Here is a 22560-nt window from a genome sequence, read left to right on the forward strand (position 1 = left end):
TAACGTGGTGTAAATGTACATTTTTTTTATATACAATTATTTTTTTTAACAAAGAAATATAAAAATTATATCGTTTTCGTAACATTTCTTTACAAATCGATGGCAAGCAAAAAAATTACTTTCTGGCTCTAAACATTTCTCTTTTACCAGGAGGACCTGCTAATTTTTCAACGGTGAAACCTACTTCAATCATACTTCTCTTTACAACACCTCTAGCTGCGTAAGTCACTAACACTGAGTTTTGTTTGAGCGATTTATACATTTTTTCAAATATTGTGGTACTCCATAATTCTGGTTGAACACGATAACCAAAAGCATCAAAATAAATTAAATCAAATTTTTCTATATCCTCAATATCCTCAAAAAACTGCTTTCTTTTTGTCAAAGAAAAGCTTTCTGACAAATTGTTCTTTTCTTCCCAATTTGTTGAATGTATTTTATCAAAAATAACTTTTGAATCTAAAGCATCCAATTCCTCCAAATAATTCATAGATTGAATTTCATCTTCAGAAATCGGATAGGCTTCTACCCCAACATAATCTATAGTTTGACCTAATTTTTGAGCTTCCAAATAGGTAATAAAAGTATTTAAGCCTGTACCAAAACCAATTTCAAGGATTGAGATACTTTGATTTGGAAACAATGCCAATCCATTTTTTATAAAAACATGCTTAGCTTCCTGTATTGCACCATGTTTAGAATGATAACATTCGTTCCATTCTTTAATATGAATTGTTGTAGAACCATCCTGAGTTCGTATAATTTCTCTTTCCAAAATGTGTTTATTGAAGTGATAAAGCGTTTTCAAACGCTATAATGCGTTCAAAATTAAATAAAAGAATTTCTTATCACTATCTAAAAACCATATTTTTTATATAATCCATATAATTTCACTTCAATTCTCAAATAAAATTATACAATAATTAAATCACAGTTAAACACCATAATTAATGATATTTTGACAAGTATTTATCCGATTTTTATTTAATTTTGCAATCAATAATTACTCTGGTTATAGAAAAAAATTTCAGTATAGCCATTTTATTAACTAAATAACTATTTTTTTAAAACATATTAAGCAACAATTATGAGTACCACTCAAGCCAACAAAATAGAAATAATAAAAGCAGCTACTTCAAAAATAAATGAAGTTGATTTTGATAATTTAAGCTTTGGAGCAGTATTCACAGATCATTTATTTGAATGTGATTACATCAATGGAGAATGGCAACAACCAGTTATTAAACCGTACGCGCCTTTCTTACTTGATCCATCTGCCAAAGTATTTCATTACGGACAAGCCATTTTTGAAGGCATGAAAGCTTACAAAGATGATAATGATGATGTATGGCTTTTTAGACCGGATGAAAACTACAAACGTTTCAATACATCAGCTTTAAGAATGGCTATGCCAGAAGTTCCAGAATTTGTTTTTATGGAAGGATTGAAACAATTATTAAAATTAGACCAAGCTTGGGTAAAAAAAGGAAACGGAAGTACTATGTACATCAGACCATTTATGATTGCTACAGGAACTGGTGTAGTTGCCAATCCATCAGAAGATTATAAATTCATGATATTATTATCTCCTGCAAAAGCCTATTATTCTGGAGAAGTAAAAGTATTAATTGCTGAACATTTTAGTAGAGCTGCAAATGGTGGTATTGGTGCTGCAAAAGCTGCGGGTAACTACGCTGCTCAATTCTACCCAACTACTTTGGCTAACAAAGAAGGATTCCAACAAGTAATCTGGACTGATGACGCTACACATACCAAACTTGAAGAAGCTGGTACAATGAACGTGTTTTTTAGAATAAATGATACCTTGTTGACAGCACCTGTAAGTGAACGTATTCTTGATGGCATTACTAGAAAAAGTCTTATCGACATGGCCAAAAAAGAAGGAATCTCGGTAGAAGTACGTCCTGTATTAGTTTCTGAACTTGTTGAAGCTTCTAAAAACGGAACCTTAAAAGAGATTTTTGGTGCTGGTACCGCTGCTGTTGTTAACCCGATTGCAGGTTACTCATACAAAGATGTTTATTATGAATTACCAAAAATTGAAAATTCATTTGCTTCTTTATTAAAAGAAAAACTAACAAGCCTTCAAAACAAACTTACAGAAGATACGTTTGGTTGGACAGTTAAAGTATAGATTTTAGACTGCAGAATCAAGATTGCAGATTGCAGATTGCAAGTTATAAAAAAAGCGATTTTCAGTTTGAAAATCGCTTTTTTGTTTTACCAAGTATAATACGCTATTTAAATCAGTTTCGAAAAATCAGGTTTGAAATAGTTAGGGCCTTTCATTACTTTCCCATCTTCACGGTAAATAGGATTTCCATCTTCACCTAATTTACTCATATTAGAGCGTTGGATTTCATCAAAAACAGCTTCAATTTTATGTTGTAAACCATGCTCAATAATAGTACCGCAAAGAATATACATCATATCCCCAAGTGCATCTGCAATTTCTACTAAGTCGTTATTCTGAACTGCTTCAAGATACTCTTCATTCTCTTCTTTCATCAAGTTGTAACGAAGTATATTTTTGGCTTCGCCTAAACTAGCAATCGGCGTTTCACTATGTCCTATCCTAAATGCCGTATGAAATTCCTTAACAGCGTTGATTTGTTTTTCCATCCTTTATTATTATTTATTTGAAATGGAAAATTAACAACTATTTCTAAACTATTAGCTAAATTTGCCAAAAATTATTCAAACATGTTCAGCCAAGGTCAATTAATATTTGCTCTCTGTTTTTTTATCGCATTTGTCATAGCAATGGTATTTGCATACCGAAAGGATGCTAGCCTACACAAAGTCTTCTACAAAGGAAATTATAAAATCTTAATCGGCTTTTTGGTTTTTATAGGACTCCTATTTATAATTAAGATTTACTTTAAACACTAAAATAAAAACGCCCAACATCACTGTGGGCGTTTTTTTGATATTATACTATTTTATTAATTTTCTAATGGAAGAAAACCATAAATTTTAGAATAGTTCAACATTTGTTCTGCAAATGTTTTAGGTTGTTGTATCGCTATCGATATTATCTCTCCTTTAGCATTTAACTTAGGAACCAAAACTGGATTCACAAAACCACTATAAGGGGCATCTGGAAATTGTTTATTACGTTCTAATATTTCAGCATGTATTTTTTGATCAACTTTAACACCATAATTTTCTACTAAAGCTTTTCCAGCTTCAAAATCACCCTCAGATTTAATTCGTTGTACTTCTTTCAACAATTGACCAAATAAATCATGTAATTTATCATAATCGGTAATATTAAAATAGGTTTTTCCATCACGGGTAATCTTTTCAATAACATTGTCTTTTTTACCTTTTTCAAATACCCAAGCACTTACCCATTGACGGTTTCTCATATGAGCTTCCTCAATATTTGCACCTAATTCTAAACGAACCAATTGAGTCATTAAACCGTTTCTGATGTAGCTATCATAACACTGCGTTCCTAATTCTTTCCAATTATCAACTAAACCAATTTCCTGAATTTTAGGATTGTATAAATAGTACAACCCTACCAAATCAGCTCTTCCTTCTTCTAATGTTGAAGAGTAATTTTTCAAAGTTTCTTTTGGAGTTCCAACACCTGGATTGATTTGACCTGATGCATGTCCTACTACTTCATGCAAAGAAGTGTGCAGTTTACTTCCCAATTCAGCATATTTTTCAGCCAATCTTATTTCCTCCGCATCATTGGCAAATTCTTGAAGTCTCCCCTTTCCACCTACTTTGGAGTAAGCATCAATAATATTTCCAAGTGAAACCGATTTAGAACCATGTTCTGCACGAATCCAATCTGCATTTGGCAAATTCACTCCGATTGGTGTACTTGGTGATGAATCCCCTGATTCTCCAGCAACAACAACCGTTTTATATGAAACACCAACTACATTTTTCTTTTTGTGTTCTGGAGCTAATGGTGAATTATCTTCAAACCATTGAGCATTTTTTGATACTACTTCCATTTTTTTGGACATATCAAAATCCTTAATTTGCACTATTCCTTCATAAGAACCTCTATATCCTAAAGGATCATTATATACTTCTATAAAGCTGTTGATATAATCAATATTCCCTTCTGTCGCTTGCAACCAAGCAATGTTATAGTCATCCCAAGTTTTAAGATCTCCAGTTTTATAATATTTTATTAAAAGTCCAATAGCATCTCCTTGGTTTTTATTCTCGGCAACTTTTTGCGCTTTTTCCAACCAATAAATAATTTTATCAATCGCTGGCCCATACATACCACCACTTTTCCAAACTTTTTCTTCTAATTGACCATTCGCATTTCGAACCAATTTAGAATTCAAACCAAAAGAATATGGTTTCTTTGGATCTGGACTTTTTTTCGTTGCATAAAAAGCCTCTACTTCTTTTTGAGTAATTCCTTTTTCATAAAAATTTATTGCTGAACCTTCCAACAATCCTTTTGAAGCATCAAGATTTACTCTTTTCGAATCAACATCATTGAACAAAATTTCAACTATTTTAGGAGACAAATTAGTTTTAGTAGCTTTCAACAAAGTATTAAAATAAGCAATTGAAAAATCTGGTTTGATTTTTTCAGTTGAATAATGGTGGTGAATACCATTAGAAAACCAAACTCTTTTCAAATAAATTTCAAAATTTTTCCAATCACCATCATTTTTATCACCTTTATAATTTTGATAAATATTCTCCAATGCTTTTCGGATTGTCAAATTGTATTTATAATGTTGATCCCACATTATGTCACGACCAGAATTTCCTGCTTGTGTAAGATAGTAAACCAATTGCTGCTCTTTAAGAGTTAGGTTTTGCCATCCTGGAATTTGATAACGTAAAACTTTTATATCCGAAAACTGTTCTACGAAGAAATCGGAAGATTCTTGTTGATTGGATTTTGCTGTTCCATTTTTATCACTTTGCGCATTACTGACAATCGAAATCGCAAAAACCATAAAAACACCTGCTATTTTAACTAATTTCATTTATATTTCTTTTTAGATGTTAAACAAATAAATACCCAACAAATATACAGATTCTTTAAATAAATAATAAAAACAGAGCCTTGAATTATTCCTGATTTACATATTTATCAACTACAAATTAAAAAATTCTTAAAAACATAAAACTTACCAATACAATTTACATCATGGAATTTCGTTTCATTTTTGTCACTGTGCAATCATAAAAAATACAATTCGTCTAAAAAACACTTTAACATTTTACCTCTTGTTATTATAGTATAATTAATTAAATTTCTAACTTTACAACAGAAAAACAATCAGCCCCATTATGAGAATTATTAAATACCTTTTTCTTTTATTTCTATTAAGCCTTGTAGCACTTACTATATATATTGCAACACAAAAAGGAAATTTTACAGTAAAAAGCAGTAAAGTAATTAATTCTCCAAAAGCAACCGTTTTTGGCTATGTTAATGATTATAAAAACTGGCAAAAATTCAGTTCATGGATTATTTCAGATAAGGATATAAAATTATCCTATTCACCAACAACTACAGGTAACGGGAGCACATTAGCTTGGGAGGGCAATAGTGACATTGGTAACATTGAAACTATCTATACGAAAGGAAATGACAGTATTGTTCAGAAAATGGAATACAATGGCACTTCATCTGATGTTTTTTTGAGTTTCAAAGACACTGTAGGAGGAACTAAAGTAACGTGGAAATCTGTTGGGAAAATGGATTTCATGCTAAAAGTTAATTCCTTTTTCAGCGGAGGAACTCAAAATAAATTATCCAAAGTCTATGATAAATGTTTAGCAAATCTTGACAAAACACTTGATTTTGAAAATACTACTTTTAATGTAAAAATAAATGGGATAGTACAAAAACTGGAAACTTTTTATTTAAAAGAATCCTTCACCAGTAAAATATCCAACATCACCCGAAATGCAAATGTTGTATTTCCAAAAATTATTACTTTTTGCAAACAAAATAATATCCCCATGAACGGGAGGCCTTTCATTATATATCACACTTACGATACTATTAATGATTTAACCAAAGTTTCCTTTTGCATTCCTATAAAAGAACAAATTTTCACTAGTGAAGGAAGCGAAATTTTAGCAGGCAAACTTGTTGCTTTTGAAGCATTAAAAACCAGTTTAACTGGTAATTACACTTACAAAAACAAAGCATTAGCAAAAACAACAGAATACACAACAAACAAACATATCCTGACAGGAACTACTTTTTCGCATTTGGAAATATTCACTATTGGAAAAAATGAAAGTTTAAGTCCATCCAAATGGTTGACGGACATCTATTTCCCTATAAAACCCAAAGTTATCCCAAAACCGTATAGAAAAGTTGTAAGAGATAGTACTGTAACCGCACCAGCGCCAGCCACTCACAAAAGCCAAGAAGAATCTGAATTTTAATTTAAAACCGGATTCAACCTTTTTCATTCATTCGCCTCTAAGTTTAAAACAAAACAAATTGCAGGAAGAAAAGGAATTCATTGCTAGTTTACTAAACCCTCAAACGCAAAATCAAGCGTTTCAAGAACTCCTACGCGAATATCAAAAACCACTCTATAATCATATTAGAAACATTGTTTTGAGCCATGATGATGCAGATGATGTTTTACAAAATACATTCGTAAAAGTGTTTCAAAATTTGAAAAACTTTAAAGGTGAAAGCAAACTTTTTTCTTGGATGTATCGAATTGCAACCAATGAAGCACTTACTTTTTTAAATCAAAAAGCAAGAAAAAGTGGCATTTCATCGGTTGAATTACAAAATAAGGCAATTGATAATTTAAAAGCCGATGTTTATTTTGAAGGCGATGAAATTCAAATCAAATTACAAAAAGCAATTGCAGAATTACCCGAAAAGCAACAATTGGTTTTTAAGATGAAATATTTTGAAGATTTAAAATACGAAGAAATATCAGAAATACTAGGAACATCGGTAGGAGCATTAAAAGCTTCTTATCATCATGCTGTAAAAAAAATAGAAGCATTTGTTACTTCCAATTAAACCTTTAAGTAACAAATTAGTCAAACAAACAATTATGAAATTGCCATGATTCAGAAACAAAAATAAAGAATGGCGATACCATATTCCGATTAAAGAAAATATTAACTCCATATGAAAATATTTAAATTAGATAACGAGCCAAAAATAGATTCAGGATTTAAAACTCCTGATAACTATTTTGAAAATTTTTCGGCAAACTTGCTTCAAAAATTATCAGAAGAATCGGTTGTAGAGGAAACTAAAGTGATATCTATTTTTAGAAAAAGGAAAAACATTCTTATGGCCATTGCTGCGGTTTTACTTCTCGCCCTAATGATACCTATAACTTATCAAACAAATACAAAAAGCAAAGAAGTAGATACTGTAACTCTAGAAAATTATTTGGCAGAAGAAACCAATCTGAATCAAGATGAATTAATTAACGAAATTGAACCTGATAACAGTATCGTTATTTCAAACACAAAAGAATTAGAACCTGAAACACTTGAAGAAATTTTAGTTACCAATCCCAATATTGAAAACTTACTTATTGAAAATTAAACTCAAAATTCTGCAAAAATGAATATATCAAAAAAAATAAGCACCATGAACTTTAAAAAAATGTATCCAATACTTTTTTTATTCTTATCCTTTAATTTTTACGGTCAAAGTGAGAAATTTAAAGAAAAGAGAGAGCAAATCAAAGCAATGAAAGTAGCTTTCTTGACTACAGAATTAGACCTTACTCCAAGTGAAGCTGAAAAGTTTTGGCCTATTTACAACACCTTTGATGACAAACAATTTGAATTGAGACATCAAAAAATGAAAGGCTATTACAAAAGAATGCAAAATGATGAACTTGATAAATTATCCGAAAAAGATGCTTCCTTACTTTTAAATCAAATTGAAGACAGCGAAGAAGATTTATTCAATCTAAGAAAGAAATTCGTCACAAGCTTAAAAGAAATTCTTCCTTCGACAAAAATAATAAAGTTGAAAAAAGCTGAAGAAGATTTCAACAGAAAATTACTTCAACAATATAAAGACAAAGGTTTAAAAAAATAGTTAGCTATTAATTTAAAAACAATTCCCGTTTTATAAAATCAATTATAAAACGGGAATTTTCTATTTAAAACGAATTCGAATCATTTTATTATGACCAGCAGCAATCGCAGTGGTTTCATCAATAAATCGAATGGTATACAAAGTTGAATCTTTACTAAATTGCACCCAATTCACACCTCCATCTGACGAATAATACAATCCAGAAGCTCCAACTGAAACAATTCCTTTCCCCTTACTGTTGGGTACATATTGAACACAGGATGCATATCCAAAAGCTTCATTATTTGCAATAAGTTTCCAGGTTTTTCCGCCGTCATCAGTTATCGCTTTATTCTCAGAATTTTGATTCAGCAACTCGTAATTTCCTCCTGATATAAAACCTTTTTTGGTATCATAAAAATCGGCAGTAAAAATCCCAGTCATTTGCTTTCCTTGAATGATCGGCGTTTCATAAACACTCCAAGAACTTCCTTTATCCGGAGAATAAAAAACTCTTGATTTCTTTCCACCAGAAACAATCCATGTGTCTTTTTCTTTTACAATTATATTAGTGTTGCTTGCCGCGAAATGAGCTTCACCTTCAAAAACTTTTGGAAGCTTGTTGTCAGGCAATTTAGTCCAAGTATTTCCACCATCATATGTTCTTATTATAGAAAGACAATTGGTTATAGGGTCCCCGATCGCAATTCCTTCTTTATCATTCCAAAACTGCATACTATCGTAAAAAACCTTATCATTCTTTTCTTGATAGACTAATTTAGTCTTTTTTCCATCTTTAGTAATTTGATACAACAATCCAGGATTAGCTACGCTCAACACATATATATAATCAGCAGTTTTGGCAATGCTCCTAAATTCTATTTTTAAAGTATCTTCTACTATCGTGTTTTCAACTTTTTTATTGGACTTTAAATCATAATAACCAAATCGATTTTTATTTCCCGCATACCAAACATTATTGTAATCCAAAACAATTGCTCTGATACTAATTTTATCTTGGAAAAGTGTATCAATTTCTATCGAACTAAAATTAGTTGTTTTTTTTTCGTTTTTTTCCTGAGCACCCACAAAACACAAACTACTCAAAAACAGTACAGTTACAATAATTATTCTCATCAGATGTCTTTTATTTTTTTCAAATATATAATTTTATCTAAAATATACAGCTAATAATATTTATTTCTGGCACAATTGTTGTAGATATCTCAACACAAACAATTAACCTATTAAGCCATGAAAACGAAATTACAATTTGCCGCCATTATTGCCTCCTTTTTTGCTTTTCAAATGGATGCACAAAACAGAACTACTATAAGTGCCACAACTTCTGAAATAAGTGATAATTTAGATTTAACCGCTGTGTCTTCAATCTTTGGGGAATCAGAAAGCTTAAACGATTTTGAAAGAAGATTAAACGATCCAAAACTTCAAATCTCAAATTTAGATTTAAACAATGATAATCGCGTTGACTATTTAAGAGTAATTGAATCTGTCGAAAACAGAACACACGTAGTAATTATTCAGTCAGTTATTGGACGTGATTTATACCAAGACGTCGCTACTATTGAAATTGAAAAAGATAGAAGCAATAAAATTTCGATCCAAATAGTTGGAAACGCTTTTATTTATGGACAAAATTATATTTACGAACCTCAATATTACTATACGCCACAAATTTACGCATCGTTTTGGGCTAGTTATTACCGACCTTATTATTCAACTTGGACTTGGAATTATTACCCAACATATTATTACGCATGGAATCCTTATCCAATTTATAGATATAGACAAAATGTTTATGGTTGTGTAAATTACAGTAACACTTATAATTACGTAAGCTACAGAAAATGCTACAGAGCTCCTGTAATCTATAACACTTACAGCTGTAATAGTTATGAAAAACAATATCCTCAATATGCATTTTCTAGAAGAAACAGCACAGTTTCAAATCGATATGAGTTGGACAAAAGAAGATATAGCAACAATAACGGGTATAGAAATGAAGTAACTAACTCCAAAAACAATTCAAGTTATTCAAGAAAAAACACTAATAACAACAGTAATACTCAAAGAGAATATACTCAAAACAGAACAAACACTGCAAGAGAAGTTTTCGTTCCAAAAACAGAATCTCAAAGAGATTACACACAAAACAGGAATAGCACTCAAAGAACAGAACCACAAAGAGAATATACACAGAATAGAACTAGTGCTCCTAGAGAAAATAAGACTCAAAGAGTAGAAACTCAAAGAGATTATTCACAAAACAGAACAAACACTGCAAGAGAAATTAAAACTCAAAGAACACAGCCTCAAAGAGATTATTCACAAAACAGAAGCAGCTCTCCAAAAGAAAACAACACCCAAAGAACTGAACATCAAAGAGGTAATGACTATGTTTCAAGAGGCAATAACAGAAGAATCTAAATAAATTTAAAACAGGAAGAAAGAGGCTTAAAAGTAACATCTTAAGCCTCTTTCATTATTTTAAAAAATAAGTCTTATTATTATGTTAAAAACAGTAAATTTGACGAGTTTTTATAAAATTTATACATGAGCGCAACGCACAAAGACCTGCATAGTAAATTAACTCTGGGTGGGTTATTAATTTCTTTAGGAATTATTTATGGAGACATTGGAACTTCTCCATTATATGTAATGAAAGCCATCCTTGGCGAATATATTATAAATGCAGATGTAGTTTTAGGAGGCGTATCCTGTGTGTTTTGGACACTTACACTGCAAACTACTATCAAATATGTCCTTATTACATTAAGTGCAGATAACCACGGAGAAGGCGGGATTTTTGCTTTATATGCCTTGGTAAAAAAAACAAAAATTAAATGGTTGATTGTCCCCGCAATTATTGGCGGAAGTGCCTTATTGGCGGACGGAATCATTACCCCTCCCATCTCAGTATCATCTGCTGTTGAAGGAATGAGAAGTTATTTTCCCCAAATTAATACCGTCCCAATCGTAATTGGTATTTTGGTAATGCTATTTACTATTCAACAATTTGGAACTAAACTAGTTGGAAAATTTTTCGCACCGATGATGTTGATATGGTTTATCATGTTAGCTGTTCTGGGAATAAACCAGATTGCTCTACATCCTGAAGTCATCAAAGCTATTAACCCGTATTATGCTTATCATTTATTAAGCATACATCCTGAAGGTTTTTTTGTCTTAGGATTTGTATTCCTATGTACTACTGGAGCTGAGGCACTATACTCGGACATGGGGCATTGTGGAAGAAAAAACATTAGAATAAGCTGGATTTTTGTAAAATTAGCTTTGGTTTTAAACTACTTTGGACAAGCTGCTTATTTAATACATCATGAAGGAACTACATTACAAGCACTAGGAGGTGATTTTGCCAATCCATTCTATTTGATAATGCCATTATGGTTTAAACCTTTTGGAATTGTAATTGCGACTGTAGCTGCTGTAATTGCGTCTCAAGCCCTTATTTCTGGTTCATTTACATTAATAAATGAGGCAATGCGATTAAGTTTTTGGCCAAAAGTTAAAATCAAATACCCAACGGAACTTAAAGGTCAATTATACATCCCTTCAATAAACTGGCTATTACTTCTTGGCTGTATTGGTATTGTATTGCACTTTGAAGAATCAAGCAACATGGAACATGCTTATGGTCTAGCAATTATTCTATGTATGATAATGACAACCGTATTACTGAACTTTTACTTAATAATGAAACGTGTAAAATGGTTCTTTTTTGTGCCTTTAATCACCATTTATCTATGTATAGAGTTAAGTTTTCTAGCTGCTAATATTACAAAATTTGCAGAAGGTGGTTATGTAACACTTTTCATAGCACTAGTCCTTATCGGTGTAATGACAATTTGGTACAGAGCAAAACAAATTAATAAAAGCTATACTAAAGTTGTAAAAATTGACGACTACAAGAAGGTATTAAGTGAATTAAGTGCCGATTTATCTATTCCAAAATATGCAACCCATTTGGTTTATATGACCAATGCAAATCGTACTGACGAAATAGAAGAAAAAGTAATGTTTTCCATCTTACAAAAAAGACCAAAAAGAGCTGATATTTATTGGTTTGTCCACGTTAACATTTTATCTGAACCTTATAAAACTGAATATAGAGTAAGAGAAATCCTTAAAGATGATTTATACAGAGTAGACTTTAATCTAGGATTTAGAGAGCCTACCAAGATAAACCTAATGTTTAGAGAAGTTATCAAAGACATGGTTAAAAATGGCGAGGTAGATATTACCAGTAGATATGAATCATTAAATAAAAACAATATTATAGGAGATTTCAAATTCGTTTTGTCTGAGAAATTCCTATCCAATGACAGTGATTTATTATGGCATGAGAAACTAATCATGAACTCCTATTTCTTCATTAAAAAACTAAGTTTATCCGAAGAAAGCGCTTTTGGACTTGACAGTAGCTCTGTGAAAATTGAAAAATTCCCAATGGTTCTTCACGCTCCAGAAAACATCGGATTAACTAGAGTTTTTGTCAAAAACTAAAAACATTCATTCAAAAAACACTGTTTCAACAACAGTGTTTTTTTTTTGATTAAAATATAAAACTTAGTTTTAAGCAATAAATAGTACCTTTGCACTTCAATTATTTAAAATGAGATTACACAGAAATTTAGTTTATACTACTATTGATGCGCTTAACGCAATTTTCAACGAAGGAGAATATGCAGACAAAGTAGTAGCAAGATCCCTAAAAAAAGACAAACGTTGGGGAAGTTCAGATAGAAAATTTGTTGCCGAAACCATCTACGAAGTCGTACGTTGGAAAAGATTATATGCAGAAATTGCCGAAGTAAAAGAGCCTTATGACAGAGACAATCTTTGGAGAATGTTCTCAGTGTGGGCAGTTTTAAGAGGATATCCAATTCCAGATTGGAGACAATTGGAAGGAACTCCGGAACGAAAAATAAAAGGTCGTTTTGACGAACTTTCAAAAGTAAGAGCATTAAAAGAATCTATTCCAGATTGGATGGATGAATTAGGTGTAAAAGAATTAGGCGAAAAAGTTTGGGCTACAGAAATCGCAGCACAAAATCAACCTGCCAAAGTAATTTTGAGAGTAAACACTCTTAAAACTACCAAAGAAAACTTAAGAGCTATTTTGATGGATTTAAACATCGAAACGGAGTTTCTAAAAAACCAACCAGATGCATTAGTTCTAAAAGAAAGAGCAAATGTTTTCTTAACAGACGCCTTCAAACAAGGTTTCTTTGAGGTTCAGGATGCTAATTCACAATTAGTAGCTCATTTTCTAGATGTAAAACCAGGAATGAGAGTAGTTGACACTTGTGCTGGCGCAGGAGGAAAAACACTTCATATTGCTTCTTTGATGGAAAACAAAGGACAATTGATTGCAATGGATTTATATGAAAGTAAACTAAAGCAATTAAAGCTTAGAGCCAAAAGAGACGGTGCTTTCAACATTGAATACCGCATCATTGACTCTACTAAAGTTATCAAAAAACTTCACGAAAGAGCAGATAGAGTATTGATTGACGCCCCTTGTAGTGGATTAGGAGTACTTAAAAGAAATCCAGATTCAAAATGGAAACTGCAACCGGAATTCATCGACAACATTCGAAAAGTACAATCGGAAGTATTGGAAAGCTATTCAAAAATTGTAAAACCAGGCGGTAAATTAGTTTACGCTACCTGTTCTATTTTGCCTTCTGAAAATCAAGAACAAATTGCTCGTTTCTTAGCAACTGATATTGGTAAACAATTCAATTTCATAAAAGACCAAAAAATATTAGCATCAGAATCTGGTTTTGATGGTTTTTATATGGCTTTAATGGAAAGAAAAGAGAGCTTGTTGGAACCGAAAAAAGAGTCAAAAGAAAAGAAAGAATAAAATATAGATTTTATAATTTTTACCTATAAAAAAATCCTCGATAGTTTCGAGGATTTTTTTTATATATATTTTTCTAACTTCTATTCTCTCCTTTATTAATCATTCATAGAAATCAAAAACTCTTCATTAGTTTTAGTTTCTTTGAAACGATCATTTATTAAAGTCATAGCTTCAACTGGATTCATATCTGAAAGCATTTTTCGCATAATCCACATTCTTTGCAATGTTTTTGGATCCAACAATAAATCATCACGTCTTGTACTAGATGATGTTAAATCAATAGCAGGGAAGATACGCTTGTTGGCAATTTTTCTATCCAATTGCAATTCCATGTTACCTGTTCCTTTAAATTCTTCAAAGATAACTTCATCCATTTTGGAACCTGTTTCCGTCAAAGCAGTTGCAATAATACTCAAAGAACCACCATTTTCAACATTACGGGCAGCACCAAAGAAACGTTTTGGTTTTTGCAAAGCATTGGCATCAACACCTCCACTTAAAACTTTTCCTGAAGCTGGTTGTACTGTATTATAAGCTCTTGCTAAACGAGTAATAGAATCCAAAAGAATAACAACATCATGACCGCATTCTACTAACCTTTTGGATTTTTCCAAAACTATATTAGCAATCTTAACGTGTTCTTGTGGTTCTCTATCAAATGTAGAAGCAATTACTTCTCCACGTACACTTCGTTGCATATCAGTAACCTCCTCTGGACGTTCATCGATCAATAAAACTATCAAATAAATTTCAGGGTGATTGGCCGCAATTGCATTCGCGATTTCTTTTAGCAGCATTGTTTTACCCGTTTTAGGCTGTGCTACAATCATTCCACGTTGTCCTTTTCCAATTGGAGAAAACAAATCTATAATTCTTGTCGAAATAGTACTTTGCTTTTCAGCCAATCTGAATTTTTCAGAAGGAAAAACTGGAGTTAAATGTTCGAAAGAAACTCTATCACGAACCACTTGTGGATCATGACCATTAATTTTTAAAACTCGTACTAATGGAAAAAACTTCTCCCCTTCTTTTGGTGGACGAACCACACCTTTTACAGTGTCTCCGGTCTTTAAACCAAACAAACGTACTTGAGAAGTCGATAAATAAATATCATCTGGCGAAGCCAAATAATTATAATCGGAAGAACGTAAAAAACCATAACCATCAGGCATCATTTCAAGAACACCTTCACTTTCTATGATTCCATCAAACTCAAAATCAGCATCTTTAAAATTGCTTTTTTTGTTTTTAAAATTTGGATTTTGGTTGGGATTTTGATTTGGATTTTGGTTAGAATTCCCATTTTGATTGGAATTCCCATTCTGATTTGGATTAACCTTATTATTTGGGTTTTGTTCTTTCTTATTTAATTGATTCGGGTTTATTTTTTTTTCAGGAACAGAACTTTCTGTTTTCTCTTCAATTACTTCCGAATTTGAATCTTGTTGTGTTTCATCGGAAACTGCAACTTCTTTCAAAGCTTCCTTTTCTCTTTGCAATGCCATCTTTTTCTCGTAGGCAGATTTGCTGAACTTAACAACTTTGGCTTCCTTTTTCGAATCCACTTGTCCATCTTTAGAAATATTGTTATTTGGTAAAATAACTTTTTCTTTTTTTTCTGGAACAGCTACTATTTCTTGAACAACTTCTTGAATAACCTTTTCTTCCACTGTAGTTTCAAACAAAACAGGAACTTCAGTTTTTTGAATTGCTACTTTCTTGACTGGTGCAATCCTAGCTCTCTTTGGCTTGTCTTCTTCTATCGTTTTATCTTTAGTAGATTCAACAACAGTAGCAGCTTGATGATCTAAAATAAGACTAATTAAAGTATCTTTTTTTACACCGGTGAATTTTATTGTTTTAGCCGTTTTAGCTATTTCTTGAAGCTCAGCAAGCTTCAATTCTTTTAATACAGAAATATCAAACATGAATGTTCTATTTGTTTAATTAATTTGGAAAAATGCTAAAGATTTTTTTAGGTAGTATCTTATTTTAATGAACCGCAGTATGAAGTGCTTACGGTAATGTTATGCAATAATACAAATAAAATTTATCATACAATAGTATTTATTAAAAAGAAAATATATTTTTGTACAACAATACAAAGACATGATACAAAGAATTCAAACCATATATTTATTCCTTACCTTTTTGGTGGTAGGCGTTTCACCATTTATTTTTCCGCTATGGACATTGAGTGATGGTAAAGAGTATCTTTTCATGCAAAACCAATTTTATGTAATATTGTTTGGATTAAGTACCGCAATAACCATTTACAGCATTATATCATTTAAAAAAAGACAAACTCAATTTGTTGCTAACAGATTGAATATCGTATTAAATTTGATTTTATTAGGATTATTTGTTTATCATTCACTAAATTTATCTGGAGAAACACTCGTTGTTTCTGAGAAAGGTATTGGGATGTTTCTACCTATCTTGGCCATCGTTTTGCTAGTTTTAGCAAACAAAGCCATCAAGAAGGATGAAGATCTTGTAAAATCTGTGGATAGATTGAGATAAACCTATAAAATTTAATTTATTAATGTGCGAAGAAATCCCGAATGTAATAGTTCGGGTTTTTTTATTCAAAAAAGCCAATTTTATTTTATTTAATAAATATAAAAAATAGCACAGATTAAGAATCTTTTTTTTTATAAATTTGATTACTGTAATAGATAATATGATAAAGAATATTCGAATTCACCTTGCTGATGATCACCAGATAATTTTGCATGGTATACAAACTTTACTACAAACAATACCACATTTTAAAGTTGTTGGATCATCTCTTAACGGAATAACAATTTACGATGATGTAACCAATAATCATGCTGACGTTCTTGTCTTAGATATAAGCATGCCTGAAAAAGACGGAATTGAAGTCGTTAAAGAATTTGCTCAAAAAGGTTTTCCTTGCAAAGTAATAATCCTTTCTAGTTATGATGATTTAAAATTAATCAAAGAAATCATGGACTTGGGAGTAAGTGGCTATTTGACCAAACAATGTGCCGGAGACAACATTATAGAGGCAGTACAAGCTGTCGCAAATGGTGAAGAATATTTTTGCGAATCCATTCGAGAAAAAATATTCTCTCATGCAACCAAAAATAATCCAAAATTAAACATTTACAAACCCAATGTAAACCCATTGCTGACCGAGCGTGAGATAGAAATTATTATTTTGATTGCCCTTGAATATAGCAGTAAAGAAATAAGTGAGCAGCTTTTCATCAGTATTAATACAGTTGAAACACACCGAAAAAATATTATGAAAAAATTAAAAGCAAAAAACACAATCGGCATTGTTAAGTATGCTATGAATAATCATTTGATTATAACTTAAGTTTTAAAAGGCTTAGAACATTTTTATTTATCGATTCTACAATAAATAGTATGTATCAAATAAGGTTCCGAATACTGATAGCTTTTTTGTTTCTAATCAATTTTAGTCAAACCTCACTCGCCCAAAACAAAACTCTATCGCAAAAAGAAACTGCTAAACTCATAAAAGACGCAAGAGCAAACAGAATTAACGGCGATTATGAAAAATCATTATTAAAATCAAGGGTTGCATTAGAACAGGCCATTAAAAACAAAGACAATACCTTAATTGCTAATTCTTACTTAGTCATAGCCTCTAACTTTGATGAACTAACCGAACCCTTAAAAGCACTTCACTATTACAATCTTGGGCTTTACTATGTCAACAAAACAAATGACAACACTTTAAAAAACCAATTTTACAATAACTTAGGAAACATATATTGTTTTGACAAAAAACAATACGACAAAGGAATATTTTATTACAAAAAATCGCTAGAGCTTAGTCAAACAGTTCTCGATAGAAAACAAATATTCCTAACAAAACTCAATATTGCCTGGGCTTATTTTGACATTGGAAAATTTGTAGAAGGATTCACTTATTTGCGATATATCAATAAATATCAATCTATCGATGGAGATGATAGCACCATTGTAGCTTTGCACATGCTGAACGGCATGTATTACAGTTTTATCAACAACATTGAAAAAGCAACTATTTTTTTCGAAAAAGCCATTGAACTTGGCACTATTGGAGATGAAAAATCCGACCTGTCCTATTCTTATTTAGAATATTCAAAATTTTTAAATAAAATTAATCAACCTAAAAAAGCCTATGACAACCTCATATTGTATTATAAAATTACCAATGAGCTCAACATAGAAGAAAAACTAATCAAAGCCAATGTCATAGGTGTTAATCTCGAAATTGACCATTATAAGAGAGAAATAGACAAGATTGAAGCTACTTATAAAATAAAGCAGAACAGACTTATTGAAGAACAATCCAAAAATAAAAAAATTGCTATTATCGTGCTTTTTCTTTTATTGTGCGTGATTATTTTCTTCTATTTTTTCGTTCAAAATATTCGTTTGAAACAAAAAAACAGACTTAAAGATATTCGAAGTAAAATCCAAGAAAATATAATCAACGCTTCTATTGACGGGCAAGAATTGGAACGAAAAAAAATCGCCTCTTTTCTGCACGACAATATTAGTTCCTTACTTTCTTCTGCTGGATTACATCTTAATGTTTTCACTTCAATCAATAAAGCCCAACCTGAAGAAATAAATAAAACAAAAGAAATTCTTGAAGAAGCACACAATCAAATCCGAAACTTATCCCATGAACTGATGCCAACCCTATTGGTTCGATTTGGATTACTCTATGCATTGGAAGACCTATGTGAAAAAACATCCAATTCAAGAATCAAAATCACATTCAATTCAAGCATTGCAATCAAAAAAAGATACAATGAAGAGTTTGAGATGAAACTCTATTTTATCATTGCGGAGTTACTCAACAATATTATAAAACACAGTGAAGCAACTACCGCAGACGTTACGATCAAAGAAATTGAAAATAAACTTTTCATAGTAGTGTCCGATAATGGAAACGGGTTTATGGACAGCAAACTTGAAGTTACCGAAGGATTTGGAATCAATCAAATTCGGGCAAGAATAAACAATATGAAAGGAGAATTTATTATTAATTCGATATTAAACAAAGGCACAACAGTTAGTTTAAAAATTCCAATTGTCCATTAATAACGCTATGCTTTTTTATCTATTTCAATAATCTCCAAATCTTTAATAGCCTCACCATCTATCACAAAACGAAGCATCGTTCTCACCTGATGAAAACCACTTTTACCGGCTGCACCAGGATTCATGTGCAATAGATTATTCTTTTTGTCAAAAATCACTTTTAAAATATGCGAATGTCCGCAAATAAACAACTTTGGCGGATTTGATGCCATTTCAGCTTTCAAAGCTGGATTGTATTTCCCCGGATAACCGCCAATGTGTGTTATCCAAACATCAACTCCTTCACAAAAAAACCGATTGTGTAAAGGGAATTCCAAACGAGCTTGCGCATCATCGATATTTCCGTATACACAACGCAAAGGTTTCAACTTTTTAATGGTGTCTGTAACTACCAAATCCCCAATATCTCCTGCATGCCAAACCTCATCAGCTTGAGCAACGTATTTTAAAATCGTATCATCAATGTGACTGTGCGTATCTGAAAGGAGGAGAATTTTTTTCATATTTCTGGGAGCTAATCCTGCTATCCGCTTGTATCTTTTTATTTTTAAAGGAAAAACAAAAAGGCAGGGCTATGGCATTTCGACAAAAATAGACATTCTAGTTTTAAATAAAAAACAACCAAAGAAGACACATTCTTTGTAAATTTGCAACAAAAAAGTTTTCTACCATAATGTTCATATTCTGAAATAGCAACATCGAGCACTGGTCATAAATACTGAAAACTAAACACTGAAAACTGAACACTTACTTTGAGGTATTTTATAAAACTAGCATACAACGGAACTCATTATCACGGTTGGCAATACCAACCCAATGCCGCCTCTGTTCAAGAAACAATGAACAAAGCATTTTCCATTATTCTTAACTCGGAGATAAATCTCATGGGAGCAGGAAGAACGGATACTGGAGTCCACGCCAAAGAAATGTATGCGCATTTTGATTTGGAAACCCCATTTGATATTCCGAATATAATTCACAAGCTCAATTCTTTTTTACCAAAAGACATTGTCATTTATGATATTTTCCCTGTTGACGATGAAGCTCACACTCGTTTTGACGCCACAAAAAGAACTTACGAATACCACATAAACACTTTTAAGGACGCATTTCTTCAAGAGCAAAGCTGGTACTTTCATCAAAAACTGGATTTGGATTTAATGAATAAAGCAGCAAAATTATTATTAAACCATACTGATTTTCAATCTTTTTCGAAGGTCAACACCGACGTAAATACCTTTGACTGTACTATATTTGAGGCGTATTGGACTCGAGGCGGAGCCGAACAGAGCGAAGCTAAACAGGAAAGCGGGAAACTAATTTTCACCATTTCGGCCAATCGTTTTTTACGAAATATGGTTCGCTCCATAGTGGGAACTTTAATTAATATTGGACTGCACAAAATCACTTTGAATGATTTTGAATCGATTATAGAAAGTAAAAACAGAGACAAAGCTGGATTTTCGGTACCGGCACATGGGTTATATTTAACCAAAATTGAATACGATTACATTACGAAATAGCCCTGATAGCAGTGGAAAACCTTATGAGCCGGGGTTCGGCTTATAAGATTGAAACGGATAGCAGGAATAGCTCCAAAAAATAAATGAAAGCAAAAGCATTTGACACCCGATTATTCAAAAGAATATTAAAATTCACAAAACCCTATCAATGGCGTTTTAATGGTGTGATTATTTTCGCCATTTCACTATCGGTTTTTGCAGCGCTTCGCCCCTATTTACTGAAACAAACTGTAGATAGTTATATCCAACCCAAAGACCAAACAGGTTTATTGATTTATATTTCCTTAATGGGAGTTGTACTCATACTAGAGGTTTTGTCACAATTTTTCTTTGTGTATTGGGCCAACTGGCTTGGACAGGATATTGTGAAAGATATTAGAGTAAAACTGTTCAAGCACATCTTGAGCTTTAAAATGAAATATTTTGATCACGTTCCTGTTGGACAGCTTGTAACCCGTTCTGTATCGGATATTGAAGCGATTGCTCGCATTTTTAGCCAAGGATTATTTATGATTATAAGTGACTTGATGAAAATGCTGGTAGTACTTGTTTTCATGTTTTATATGAACTGGAAACTGACGTGGATTGTGATTGTTGCCATGCCAATCTTAGTTTATATCACCCGTATTTTCCAAAAAAAGATGCAAGTTGCTTTTGAGGAAGTACGTACACAAATAGCCAATATGAACTCTTTTGTTCAAGAAAGAGTTACGGGTATGAAAATTGTTCAGCTTTTTCATCGTGAAGACATTGAAGCCGAGAAATTTAGAGACATCAATGACAAACACAAAAAGGCTTGGATAAAAACCATATTATACAACTCCATTTTCTTTCCTATTGCTGATATTATTTCGTCGTTAACATTAGGTTTTATAGTTCTATACGGAGGATTTCATATTTTGGACGGAGACAGTTCGACCACTTTTGGAGATTTATTTTCATACACAATGTTCATCGGAATGCTCTTTAATCCATTACGCCAAATTGCAGATAAATTCAACGAGATGCAACTAGGAATGATTGCCGCCAACCGTGTTTTTGACATATTAGACACACAAGACCAAATACAAGATACTGGAACCATCGAAGCACCTTTATTTGATGGAGACATTCGTTTTGAAGAAGTGAGATTTGGTTACATTCCAAATGAAGAAGTAATAAAAGGAATCAATCTTGAGGTAAAAGCGAGTCAGACTATAGCCATTGTAGGTTCTACCGGAGCCGGAAAATCGACTATCATTAATTTATTAAATCGTTTCTACGAAATTAACAGTGGATCCATTTTTATAGACAATCACAATATTGAGAATTACACTTTGAGTTCATTGCGTAAGCAAATTGCAGTAGTTTTACAAGATGTATTTCTTTTTGCCGACACGATTTACAGTAATATAACACTAAACAATCCTGAAATTACTCGGGAACAAGTATTTGATGCAGCCAAAAAAATTGGGGTGCATGATTTCATAATGAGCTTGCCAGACAATTATGATTTTGATGTAAAGGAACGCGGTGTAATGTTATCATCTGGTCAACGTCAACTTATTGCGTTTTTGCGAGCTTATGTAAGTAATCCAAGTATTCTTATTCTGGACGAAGCGACTTCTTCTATTGATACTTATTCTGAGGAATTAATTCAACGAGCTACCGAAACTATTACCAAAGGAAGAACATCGATCGTAATTGCACATCGATTGGCAACCATTGTCAATGCCGATAAAATTGTGGTTATGGACAAAGGTCTGATTGTAGAACAAGGAACACATCAAGAGTTAATAAATCAAGAAAAAGGATATTACAAAAACTTGTATGATTCGCAGTTTAGTACTTCAAGTTCAGATACTTTTTTATAACAAAATGTCAAAAAACTTTGTTCCTGCTAAATTTTCCCATAATCAAATAAATCCTTAAATTCGCAATCTCAATTTATTACATTAATAATAAAAATGAAATGAGTTTTCACAAATTCATTTTACCATTAAAAACAA

The 22560-nt window shown here is 31.9% G+C and carries 20 protein-coding genes; 14 read left to right on the plus strand and 6 right to left on the minus strand.

The annotated features are described in order from the left end of the window. Positions 1-115 precede the first annotated feature (115 nt). On the minus strand, positions 116-775 hold the full coding sequence (gene mnmC2, locus J2W95_RS00875) for a tRNA (5-methylaminomethyl-2-thiouridine)(34)-methyltransferase MnmC2 (RefSeq protein WP_310002966.1): 660 nt from the start codon (positions 773-775) through the stop codon (positions 116-118). A gap of 312 nt (positions 776-1087) precedes the next feature. On the opposite strand from mnmC2, the gene J2W95_RS00880 reads away from it, so the two are divergent. Then, complete coding sequence (locus J2W95_RS00880; RefSeq protein WP_310002968.1) at positions 1088-2155, plus strand: branched-chain amino acid aminotransferase; 1068 nt, start codon at positions 1088-1090, stop codon at positions 2153-2155. A gap of 107 nt (positions 2156-2262) precedes the next feature. On the opposite strand, the gene J2W95_RS00885 is transcribed toward J2W95_RS00880, so the two are convergent. Next, positions 2263-2643, minus strand: coding sequence for a pyrophosphohydrolase domain-containing protein (locus J2W95_RS00885; RefSeq protein WP_116795604.1), 381 nt, complete (start codon positions 2641-2643; stop codon positions 2263-2265). A gap of 81 nt (positions 2644-2724) precedes the next feature. Here J2W95_RS00885 and J2W95_RS00890 point away from each other — a divergent pair, with 81 nt between their 5' ends. Then, positions 2725-2913, plus strand: coding sequence for a hypothetical protein (locus J2W95_RS00890; protein ID WP_310002970.1), 189 nt, complete (start codon positions 2725-2727; stop codon positions 2911-2913). A gap of 53 nt (positions 2914-2966) precedes the next feature. Here the strand turns inward: J2W95_RS00890 and J2W95_RS00895 are convergent, their stop codons facing one another. Then, positions 2967-5003: a dipeptidyl-peptidase 3 family protein gene (locus tag J2W95_RS00895; RefSeq protein WP_310002973.1), complete on the minus strand. Its 2037-nt coding sequence runs from the start codon at positions 5001-5003 to the stop codon at positions 2967-2969. 307 nt (positions 5004-5310) lie between these two features. Here J2W95_RS00895 and J2W95_RS00900 point away from each other — a divergent pair, with 307 nt between their 5' ends. The 4 genes from J2W95_RS00900 (at position 5311) to J2W95_RS00915 (ending at position 8068) form a co-directional block, all read left to right on the plus strand. Beyond that, entirely contained in the window at positions 5311-6423 is a 1113-nt protein-coding gene (locus J2W95_RS00900) for an SRPBCC family protein (RefSeq protein ID WP_310002975.1), read from the plus strand. Positions 6424-6481: 58 nt separating this feature from the next. Then, a complete protein-coding gene (locus J2W95_RS00905; RefSeq protein WP_310002978.1) occupies positions 6482-7024 on the plus strand; it encodes an RNA polymerase sigma factor in 543 nt (180 codons plus the stop codon). Positions 7025-7135: 111 nt separating this feature from the next. Further along, on the plus strand, positions 7136-7564 hold the full coding sequence (locus J2W95_RS00910; protein WP_310002981.1) for a hypothetical protein: 429 nt from the start codon (positions 7136-7138) through the stop codon (positions 7562-7564). An 18-nt stretch (positions 7565-7582) separates the two neighbouring features. Then, entirely contained in the window at positions 7583-8068 is a 486-nt protein-coding gene (locus tag J2W95_RS00915) for a sensor of ECF-type sigma factor (RefSeq protein ID WP_310002983.1), read from the plus strand. Positions 8069-8128: 60 nt separating this feature from the next. Here J2W95_RS00915 and J2W95_RS00920 read toward each other — a convergent pair whose 3' ends face one another. After that, the gene (locus tag J2W95_RS00920) at positions 8129-9184 is read right to left on the minus strand and encodes a WD40/YVTN/BNR-like repeat-containing protein (RefSeq protein WP_310002985.1); all 1056 of its coding nucleotides are present in this window, start codon (positions 9182-9184) and stop codon (positions 8129-8131) included. A gap of 117 nt (positions 9185-9301) precedes the next feature. Between J2W95_RS00920 and J2W95_RS00925 the strand changes: the two genes are divergently transcribed. From J2W95_RS00925 to J2W95_RS00935, 3 genes are all read left to right on the plus strand, one after another. Further along, positions 9302-10495: a hypothetical protein gene (locus tag J2W95_RS00925; RefSeq protein ID WP_310002987.1), complete on the plus strand. Its 1194-nt coding sequence runs from the start codon at positions 9302-9304 to the stop codon at positions 10493-10495. A 126-nt stretch (positions 10496-10621) separates the two neighbouring features. Further along, the gene (locus tag J2W95_RS00930) at positions 10622-12592 is read left to right on the plus strand and encodes a KUP/HAK/KT family potassium transporter (RefSeq protein WP_310002989.1); all 1971 of its coding nucleotides are present in this window, start codon (positions 10622-10624) and stop codon (positions 12590-12592) included. A gap of 109 nt (positions 12593-12701) precedes the next feature. Then, positions 12702-13958 (plus strand): RsmB/NOP family class I SAM-dependent RNA methyltransferase, encoded by a 1257-nt coding sequence (locus J2W95_RS00935; protein WP_310002991.1) that lies wholly within the window; start codon positions 12702-12704, stop codon positions 13956-13958. Positions 13959-14053: 95 nt separating this feature from the next. Here the strand turns inward: J2W95_RS00935 and rho are convergent, their stop codons facing one another. After that, on the minus strand, positions 14054-15886 hold the full coding sequence (gene rho, locus J2W95_RS00940) for a transcription termination factor Rho (protein WP_310002993.1): 1833 nt from the start codon (positions 15884-15886) through the stop codon (positions 14054-14056). Positions 15887-16067: 181 nt separating this feature from the next. Here rho and J2W95_RS00945 point away from each other — a divergent pair, with 181 nt between their 5' ends. The 3 genes from J2W95_RS00945 (at position 16068) to J2W95_RS00955 (ending at position 19049) form a co-directional block, all read left to right on the plus strand. Then, on the plus strand, positions 16068-16481 hold the full coding sequence (locus J2W95_RS00945; RefSeq protein ID WP_310002995.1) for a DUF4293 domain-containing protein: 414 nt from the start codon (positions 16068-16070) through the stop codon (positions 16479-16481). Between the two features lie 160 nt (positions 16482-16641). Continuing rightward, a complete protein-coding gene (locus J2W95_RS00950) occupies positions 16642-17304 on the plus strand; it encodes a response regulator transcription factor (RefSeq protein WP_310002998.1) in 663 nt (220 codons plus the stop codon). A gap of 50 nt (positions 17305-17354) precedes the next feature. Then, complete coding sequence (locus tag J2W95_RS00955; protein WP_310003000.1) at positions 17355-19049, plus strand: tetratricopeptide repeat-containing sensor histidine kinase; 1695 nt, start codon at positions 17355-17357, stop codon at positions 19047-19049. Between the two features lie 5 nt (positions 19050-19054). Here J2W95_RS00955 and J2W95_RS00960 read toward each other — a convergent pair whose 3' ends face one another. After that, the gene (locus J2W95_RS00960) at positions 19055-19552 is read right to left on the minus strand and encodes a metallophosphoesterase family protein (RefSeq protein ID WP_310003002.1); all 498 of its coding nucleotides are present in this window, start codon (positions 19550-19552) and stop codon (positions 19055-19057) included. Between the two features lie 249 nt (positions 19553-19801). On the opposite strand from J2W95_RS00960, the gene truA reads away from it, so the two are divergent. Beyond that, positions 19802-20572: a tRNA pseudouridine(38-40) synthase TruA gene (gene truA / locus J2W95_RS00965; RefSeq protein WP_310003004.1), complete on the plus strand. Its 771-nt coding sequence runs from the start codon at positions 19802-19804 to the stop codon at positions 20570-20572. A gap of 83 nt (positions 20573-20655) precedes the next feature. Continuing rightward, complete coding sequence (locus J2W95_RS00970) at positions 20656-22425, plus strand: ABC transporter ATP-binding protein (RefSeq protein ID WP_310003006.1); 1770 nt, start codon at positions 20656-20658, stop codon at positions 22423-22425. Positions 22426-22560: the final 135 nt, after the last annotated feature.

Source organism: Flavobacterium granuli (assembly GCF_031456055.1).
Lineage (GTDB): Bacteria > Bacteroidota > Bacteroidia > Flavobacteriales > Flavobacteriaceae > Flavobacterium > Flavobacterium granuli_A.

Bases quoted from the DNA above. Each gene is read 5' to 3' on its own strand.
- J2W95_RS00970 (WP_310003006.1), top strand. From the start codon at position 20,656: ATGAAAGCAAAAGCATTTGACACCCGATTATTCAAAAGAATATTAAAA.
- J2W95_RS00960 (WP_310003002.1), bottom strand. From the start codon at position 19,552: ATGAAAAAAATTCTCCTCCTTTCAGATACGCACAGTCACATTGATGAT.
- J2W95_RS00955 (WP_310003000.1), top strand. From the start codon at position 17,355: ATGTATCAAATAAGGTTCCGAATACTGATAGCTTTTTTGTTTCTAATC.
- J2W95_RS00895 (WP_310002973.1), bottom strand. From the start codon at position 5,003: ATGAAATTAGTTAAAATAGCAGGTGTTTTTATGGTTTTTGCGATTTCG.
- J2W95_RS00935 (WP_310002991.1), top strand. From the start codon at position 12,702: ATGAGATTACACAGAAATTTAGTTTATACTACTATTGATGCGCTTAAC.
- J2W95_RS00900 (WP_310002975.1), top strand. From the start codon at position 5,311: ATGAGAATTATTAAATACCTTTTTCTTTTATTTCTATTAAGCCTTGTA.
- J2W95_RS00880 (WP_310002968.1), top strand. From the start codon at position 1,088: ATGAGTACCACTCAAGCCAACAAAATAGAAATAATAAAAGCAGCTACT.
- J2W95_RS00910 (WP_310002981.1), top strand. From the start codon at position 7,136: ATGAAAATATTTAAATTAGATAACGAGCCAAAAATAGATTCAGGATTT.
- J2W95_RS00920 (WP_310002985.1), bottom strand. From the start codon at position 9,184: ATGAGAATAATTATTGTAACTGTACTGTTTTTGAGTAGTTTGTGTTTT.
- rho (WP_310002993.1), bottom strand. From the start codon at position 15,886: ATGTTTGATATTTCTGTATTAAAAGAATTGAAGCTTGCTGAGCTTCAA.
- J2W95_RS00945 (WP_310002995.1), top strand. From the start codon at position 16,068: ATGATACAAAGAATTCAAACCATATATTTATTCCTTACCTTTTTGGTG.
- J2W95_RS00890 (WP_310002970.1), top strand. From the start codon at position 2,725: ATGTTCAGCCAAGGTCAATTAATATTTGCTCTCTGTTTTTTTATCGCA.
- J2W95_RS00925 (WP_310002987.1), top strand. From the start codon at position 9,302: ATGAAAACGAAATTACAATTTGCCGCCATTATTGCCTCCTTTTTTGCT.
- J2W95_RS00950 (WP_310002998.1), top strand. From the start codon at position 16,642: ATGATAAAGAATATTCGAATTCACCTTGCTGATGATCACCAGATAATT.
- J2W95_RS00885 (WP_116795604.1), bottom strand. From the start codon at position 2,643: ATGGAAAAACAAATCAACGCTGTTAAGGAATTTCATACGGCATTTAGG.
- J2W95_RS00915 (WP_310002983.1), top strand. From the start codon at position 7,583: ATGAATATATCAAAAAAAATAAGCACCATGAACTTTAAAAAAATGTAT.
- J2W95_RS00930 (WP_310002989.1), top strand. From the start codon at position 10,622: ATGAGCGCAACGCACAAAGACCTGCATAGTAAATTAACTCTGGGTGGG.